Raw genomic sequence first — 8,120 nt, 5'->3', positions numbered from 1 at the left:
CACTGTGTGGACTCGATACCATGGTAGTCCCATCGACTACGCTCCTCCTCTTGTATTAATTGGCTTTTGTTAAGGGTGATAGTTCTCCTAGTCTACTATAACCAGGCTCTATTTATTGGGATCCCTTTTGTCTTAATTTTATGTTAAAAATTCTATCTTTTCTTAGAATTTCCCGCAAGGGGGTCAGGCCCTGAAAACCCCCACTTTATCGGCATCAGCCTATCACCCCTTCTTCCTTTTGTCAATCTTTCTTTAATAAAATTTACATTTTGCCCTTTTTTTTAAACAAAAATTTACTTTCCCCCTGGGTCCGGGGCTGAGCAATCTTTAGTACTACTCTTATACTGAAAAGCCAGTAATGTATTGCCGCTCCCCATAGGCCCTGGCAGTCACCCCTTTTACGGAAGCGGCGAGTTGGTGAGAAAAAATTAAGAAATGTAAGGAAAAAATGCGGAGATTATACCCCAACCCCTACACCTTACCCTAAATCCCACCCCCTAAATACTACCCCCCACATCCTAACCCTTGAGGGGGGCAGAGACATTTTGTAGTGCTTGGGCTATATGTTCAATTTTCACCGGCTTGGCGAGATAATCATTCATGCCAGCCTGCAAACACTCCATTCTGTCCTCTTCCATGGCAGAGGCAGTCATGGCTATAATCCAGGGTTGGTGGATTTTATCTCCTAAATTGCGAATTTGACGAGTGGCGCTGATGCCATCCACCCCCGGCATCTGCACATCCATTAACACAATCTCATACTGGTTTTGTTGCACCATTTTTACTGCCTCATTGCCGTCACCTGCCACATCTACCTGCACGTAACCCAGTTTCTTTAACATCAGCTTAGTTACTTTTTGATTTACGGGGTTGTCTTCCACCAACAGTATTCTCATTGAAGGCTTTCCTTGGCTGTGGCTATCTACGATTGTCTCTGTTTTCCCGGGGGAGGATAGAAGTCTCTTTAGGGTATGATAAACTTGAAATTGTTTTACGGGTTTAGCAATCAAACTAGACTTGCTATCCTGCTGAAAGAAGTGTAGTTGATTCCTTAAACTCACCGGTATTAACCATAACAGATAAAAACCGCCATTGTGTTGTCTTAGGGTATTATATAAAACTTGATGGTCATAGTTTAACAGGGGGTAGTCCACCACTACCACTGCCACGTTTTCCAGCAAACAAGGGGAAAATTGGCTGCTGAGACAGATTTGATTCCTCAAACCTAGGGTTTCCGTCTGCCAGGCTAGCATTTCCACCGTCGAGGGGGAATCGGATATGATTAGTGCTGTTCTGCCCTTCAATTCTTCTAAAAGGGCTAGACTAGTATTGTCTTCTCCTTCTCCAGGGGAAACTTTTTCTAGGGGTAAGAATATGGTAAACTTTGAGCCCTTGCCTATCTGACTTTCTACCGTTATACTGCCCCCCATTAATTCTACCAGTTTTTTGCTGATGGTTAGGCCTAAACCAGTACCCCCATGACGACGGGTAGAAGAGGAGTCAACTTGGGTGAAGGCTTCAAAAATTCGTTGCATTTGCTGGGGTGGAATGCCTATGCCTGTATCCTCCACAGATATTTTCACTAATGCCGTTTTGTCTCCCTTCTTGTCTTCTACAGTCAGTCTGACTACCACCTCCCCTGAAGGGGTGAATTTGATGCCATTGCTTACCAGATTTAGAATTACCTGTCTAAGACGATTGACATCCCCCCTAAACCAGCAATGACTCCTCGGGTTGGCAATATAAACTAGATTTAGTTTCTTCCTCTCCGCCTCTAATTCTACTGTGGAAATGACAGACTCGATGCAGTGGTGGATGTTGAAATCCTCTGTCTGTAATTCTACTTTCTGGGATTCTATTTTCACTAAGTCGAGGATGTCGCCGATGATTGTTAAAAGAATATTACCACTTTGATTGATTATCTCTACAAAATCTCGTTGTTCGGGGTTAAGATTAGTGGTGAGTAGCAGTTGTGCCATGCCAATGATACCATTGAGGGGAGTACGCATTTCATGACTCATACAGGCAAGAAATTCGGTTTTTGCCTTGCTGGCTGCCTTGGCTTTTTTCTCTGCTTCTTGTAAAGCCTTGTTTTGTTTTTCCAATAATTCCCTTTGTTGTTTTTCCTGTTGTAAAAGTTTGGCCTGACTGATGGCAATCCCCATCTGTTCTGCTACTATTGCTAAGAGGGATATTTCCTCTGCTGTCCAATCTCGAAATCTATCACACTGGTGTAAGCCTATAATCCCATTTACCTCCCCCTTATAAGATGTACGTACTGCCAATATGGATTTTAGTCCAATTTGTTGGCAATATGGTATCATGGCTCGCAATAGGGGGTCCTCATAGACATTATTACTTGCTATTACCTCGTCAGAGGCGATAACAGCCTCAAAGTGGGGGTTATTCTGAGTTAAGTCTATCAGACAACTAGACATGGGTTGGATGTTTTCACTACAGGCTTCTGCTTCCAGTTTCAAGGGTGGGGAGGCCAACTTGGAGTAGGTGAATACCTGACAGCGATTAGCCTGGAAGACGTTGAGGAGGGTGGTGGCAGCGTTTTGAAATAATTGCTCAAAGTTTATACTAGCCCTAATGTCCTGTATTATCCGGCGTAGGAGTATTTCTTGTTTTAACTGATTCTCAATAAGCCCCTGAGAGGTTTCTCTTTCCAACTCATAACCCACCCACCTTGCCATCAAACGTATTTGTTCCTTAATTGTACTAGTAATTTTTACTCTTTTTGGGTGGATGGAAAAGAAACAGATAGTTCCTTTTGTATTACTAAAAACTTCAAATCTAGCTCCTACATAGGATTCAACACCCAAATCTCGAAGGGGGGTGGAAAGGGTGGATTGACTGAGAGACTCTATGGCAAAAGGCTCTTCACTTTGGTATGTTATAAAACATAAGGATTGGTCGTTTTTTACCTTGATTTCCCCCTGAAATAATCGTCGGTATTTTTTACTAGACTGCCATTCCTTTACATGACAGTATTCTTCGTCTATTTCCGTTAGCATGGCAACATCCATACCGAAAAACCTTCTCCCCAAGACAAAAATGACTTGTAGTTTTTTCTGAAAGTCTAGAAGAGGGGAGGCGCAAATTTTGTAGAGACTCCTGATGAATTTTTCCTGTTTTCTCGCTTCTTTTTCCCGCAGCTGTAATTTTCTCTCTGAATCTCTGCGAAGGGTATCGCTTTTATGGGAGGCAATCAGACTACTACAAACGGAAACAAAAGGTTGTAGATATTCTACCAATTCCTGATTATAGCCGCCGGGGCGATTAGCAAAACCGGCCATCCCTATTATTCTGTTTTGGTGGATGAAGGGTAATCCCATAAAGGTGGAGAGGGGGGGGTGTCCCTTAGGGGTTCCTTTTTTGCGCTCATAGGCGTTATAATCATTACAGATTACCGGTTTGCCCGTTAGGATAACTTGTCCGAATAGGTTGTTGAAGTCAGACATTTCCATTCCCCTTCCCTGTTTTTCGTCATATAGGCGGATTGACTTGCCATTGTGTCGAGAAATGCTACCCAGGGAGTGGATTTTGAGATAGGGTTTATGGTGGGGGGGGTGGCTGTTGGTGTCTTCCTCGGGGTGTTTCAATTCGCCTATAAACCCAAATTCACTATCAGTCAACAGAAGGAGTTTTTCCAGGAGATTATCAAAAAGACTCTGAATGTCTCCATTAGCTACATACTCAGACTGGGCTTGGGATATAATAGCCAACAAGTCTCTATTACGAGTTAATTCTTCTTCTACTTTCCTCCTCTCCTTTACATCTTTACAGTAACAAACGGTTATATCTCCCGGGATTTTTTGCCAGCATACCTCTAGCCAAATTTCCTCTCGGTTTTTTTTCAGGGTTTTAACATCTCCTCGCCAAAAACCCTTTTCCTGGAAAATGGGAATAATCTCCCTTTGGATTCTCACTATTTCCGATTCAGTATATACCGACCACCAGTGTTTTCCTAGTAAATCCTCCTGTTGATAACCCAACAGTTGCCTATAGCTTTTGTTTAGGTAGATGAATTTTTCCTCCTTTACCAAGGCAATTCCATCCACATAATTTTCCAGCAAAAATTGACAACACCCTCCCAACTGGGAGTCTAATTGCATTTCTTCATTGCTTTTGTTTTCTCCCTCAAATTTATTTACAACCATTGGTTATCACTTCCCCAGGTGTTACTATCTAAATCCAAATGCTACCAGTTGTTCAACAGTTGTCTATTGTTTTGTTTAACAATTGTCTAATGGGCAAATCCTCCCCACTTTGCACTTGAGGCATCAGAAATACAGTAGATACCCCCTCCCCACATTTAAGAAATTTTTTCCCGAATCATCCAAGTTATCTGGTGTTAGGAAATACAATTGCTCAGACGCTTATTTTATCATGGGTACCGGGGAGACGGGTGTGCGTTGTAGTTTTGGTTTTCTTATTGACTGGACATAAACTTTCACAATGGCACTTATATTATCTCATTTACTGGCTGTAAACCTAAGTACTAGCACTCAAATACCAATTATAGACTGTTATCAGGGGCTGTCCGGTGGGAGGTTAATTGAGAGTTGGGTGTTTGACGATGGGACTATGATGATATAGTGGGCTAGAGTAGTGTTATAGAGACGGGGAAGGGTGACTGGGGGGTGGAAAATAAACCAAAAATAGGCCAAATAGCTAACAATAGATTGATAATAGGCTAACAGTGTGCCGCCAAGGAGGGTAGAGACGATTGGCAGGATTTGACCTAATTATACTGTCTAATGGTCCTGGGGAAATAACTACCTGGGTATTGCCTGTGGTGAAAGAAATTCGTGCTTCAAAGGAAATTTGCCAGAAAAAATTGCGTATATCTTTAATTTTGTCCCCTTGTCCCCATTCTACTGGAAATGAGCACAAAATTGCCCTCGCTTGGCCAGAAATTGACAGAGTCTTGCCGGCAGAGGAGTTTTTTTCCTTCCTGCTGTGGGGAAAAACAAGGGATAATTGGGATTGGCGACAGAAGGGTTTGGTGTTATTCTTAGGGGGAGATCAATTTTTTGCTCTAGTTATTGCCAAAAGACTGGGTTATTCTAGTTTGGTTTATGCGGAGTGGGAGGCTAGGTGGTATCGCTACATTGACTATTTTGCCGTGATGAATGAATCCGTGATGGCGAAAATCCCCCCAGCCTTCCGACATAAGTGTACCATTGTGGGGGATTTGATGGCTGAAACGAGTATTTTAAATTCCACCCTGCCACTATCTTCCAATCGCCATTCAATTGTCAGGATTGGATTGCTTCCTGGTTCAAAATCTAGTAAATTAACTCAGGGTGTGCCTTTTCTGATGGCAATAGCAGAATATATATGGAAACGGTGGGGGGGGAGGATAGATTTTATAATTCCAATGGCGCCTACTCTCACCCCGGATATCCTGGCATATTATGCCCAAAAAAGACACAATCCTTTAATTTCTCAGTTGGGCAATGTTGAGGGTAAATTGGTATTAGAAAATAGTCAAATTTATCTGCAGACAGATGGGGGGTTAAAAATTAGAATAATTACTCGTTTTCCTTGCTATGAGGAGTTGGTTGAATGCCAATTATGTCTCACAACAGTGGGGGCTAACACTGCACAGTTGGGCGCATTAGCTATTCCCATGATTGTCTTAATTCCCACCTACCAGTTAACAGCAATGAAATCTTGGGATGGGTTGCAGGGCTTGTTAGCAAATCTACCTATTATAGGAGATGTTTGGGCAAGATTAATTAACTGGTTTGTTATCAAATACACCCTCAAAAATAAGAAACTTTATGCCTGGCCAAATATCTGGGCAAAAAGGGAAATAGTACCAGAGTTAATAGGCCATTTGAGGGTGGAAGATGTAGGAAACTTGGTAATTAATATGCTGGAAAATAGAGAAAAATTATTAGAGATAAAATCTAATCTGCAAGAGGTAAGGGGAAAAGCGGGAGCAGCCAGAGAGCTGTGCCAAATCGTTGTAAAAATCATTGGAGATAAACGGGGCTTTAAAAATTTTTAAAAAGAAGAGAATAGTAGGGGATAAAAAATCCAAAAAATTGGGGTTATTTAATCGGCATATTTGAAAATTCTTGAGCCAAGATACTAGGTCAATTATTAAATATTGGTCTTTATACTGATTTTTGGGGTATGTGGCGCTTTTTGTGTTCTTTATCTGTCTTTTTTAAGGGTTCGTGAGATACTCGCTTGACATCAAAGAAAAAAAGAGAGATATGTTATCCGGCTGGAAATTATTGAATTGCTTCACACCAAAACTGGAAACAAGTATACTGCTTGAATGTTAGGAGTAAAAATTTCAGCTGTATGGGATTGTCCACTGACCATGTCTTTAAATGTATTTGAATGTATAGGTAGCCTCCGTTTTTCGGAATTTCTCAGAATAGGATTTTATAGCAAAGATACGGTTGGCAAATATGACAAGTAAAACTGTGTAAATGCCTAGGTTATAAGGGCCCAAACCGAGGGTTTCCGGGGAAAAACTACTGACTTTATACACTACCGGGGGTGGTATTGGGGAAGGAGGTTTTATGGAATTTATTAGTTAATTTTTGGATTTAGGTTTTAACCCGTTAGCCGGGGAGGTTACCTACTATGGTAGATTAGTATTTCTGATTGTCTGTATTTAGCGGTGAAGACAAGTTATTTCAAGCTAAAGGCTGAACAAATAGCCAGTTTTACTTCAGGGTTTTTTCAGGCGTAATGGAGACTTTTTAGGCTTCCTTGGAATCCTTGTAATTCATATTCCCGGGTTAGAATAACCCCGCCACCGACGCAACTTTTAATATTTCAATCACATCCCCTGTGTCATTGTCTTGTTATCCTGGGGAATAATTGTGTGTGATTTACTTCAGTCGTTTTACATCGTCATTACTGGGGGGTTATTTATCATTAATTTCACTGGTGATGATTTTGTGGATGTAATTTACTTGGTTGGCGTAATCATGTTGTTGTTGCTGTAGACGATTCTATAATTTGTCTTGGGATACCCCAGGAATTTTCCCAGGGAAATCCGTTTTTATAAATGCCACTTTTACAACCACAGCCAGGGGTTTAACCTGCCGAGGATTACCCCCCTTTCACCTTGAAGATAGTCTCAAATTCCATCCATATAACTGCTAAGGTGATAAATATTTCATCCACCAAGGGACACAAGAAAAGAGACAAGCAAGTCTAAGATGGGATTGTGTCTTCACTTATTCGGTTAGCCGTTTTACTGGTGTTTTTGTGTGGTTTATAGGCCTGTTGAGCCTTCTATGTTATTTTTGTGTGTAAAAGGTATGGGAGGGAGGAATTGATAAAAAAGGAGCTAAAATAATTCCAGACAAAATGAAGCTTGAAAATGGCTACCACTTGTCATGATAGAACGTATTTTAGAACCAGAGGTGATGGACGACCCCCAAGAGGCGGAAGAATATGACAGCATGGACTTTACAGAAGTCAACACGGATTTTGCCCTGCTAGCCAGTAAATTGGGGGACAAAAGCTTTAAAAAAGTGTTAGACTTGGGTACAGGCACTGCTCGCATCCCAATCATTCTAGCTTCTTTTCGTCCTCAGTGGCAAATTGTGGCAGTGGACTTAGCCGCCTCCATGTTGGCAATCGCAGAGAGAAACATTCGGGCGGCTGGTAAGTCTTCCCAAATTATTCTCCAACTGGCTGATGCCAAGAATCTTCCCTATCCCGATAACAGTTTTGATATTATCATCTCCAATAGTTTAGTACACCATATCCCTAACCCACTAGACTTGTTTCAGGAAATTAACCGCCTAGTTAAGCCTACTGGTGGTATTCTGATAAGGGACTTAGTGCGTCCTAATTGTGAGGCAGAGATTGACAAAATAGTGGCAGAGGCTAATCTGGATTATACCCCTCGTCAAAAACAGTTGTTTAGGAATTCCCTCTATGCGGCTTTGACAGTAGATGAAATTAAGAGTTTAGCTGCAGGGGTGGGATGGCATAATGCTGAGATTTATCAATCTTCCCCTCGCCACTGGACGTTGTTGTGCAGTTTATCATGATTTAGGGGTTAAAGTCTGGGGGGAGTGAGAAAAGAGAAATGGTGATGGTGGTAATGGTTTATCATGGTCTAATGGTTG

Annotated in this window: 3 protein-coding genes; 2 read left to right on the top strand and 1 reads right to left on the bottom strand. The window is 41.6% G+C overall.

Annotation, left to right across the window (positions count from 1 at the left end):
• Positions 1–518 precede the first annotated feature (518 nt).
• Positions 519–4,166 carry a response regulator gene (locus tag IGQ44_12105; protein HIK38719.1) on the bottom strand — a complete coding sequence of 1,216 codons (3,648 nt, stop codon included), beginning with the start codon at positions 4,164–4,166 and terminating at the stop codon, positions 519–521.
• Between the two features lie 569 nt (positions 4,167–4,735).
• Here IGQ44_12105 and IGQ44_12100 point away from each other — a divergent pair.
• Together IGQ44_12100 and IGQ44_12095 are read left to right on the top strand one after the other, a co-directional pair.
• Entirely contained in the window at positions 4,736–6,025 is a 1,290-nt protein-coding gene (locus IGQ44_12100) for a lipid-A-disaccharide synthase (protein ID HIK38718.1), read from the top strand.
• A 1,354-nt stretch (positions 6,026–7,379) separates the two neighbouring features.
• Entirely contained in the window at positions 7,380–8,042 is a 663-nt protein-coding gene (locus IGQ44_12095; GenBank protein ID HIK38717.1) for a class I SAM-dependent methyltransferase, read from the top strand.
• Positions 8,043–8,120: the final 78 nt, after the last annotated feature.

It is taken from the genome of Geminocystis sp. M7585_C2015_104 (assembly GCA_015295805.1).
Classification (GTDB): Bacteria; Cyanobacteriota; Cyanobacteriia; order Cyanobacteriales; family Cyanobacteriaceae; genus DVEF01.
This window is presented reverse-complemented; position numbering and strand designations above follow the sequence as displayed.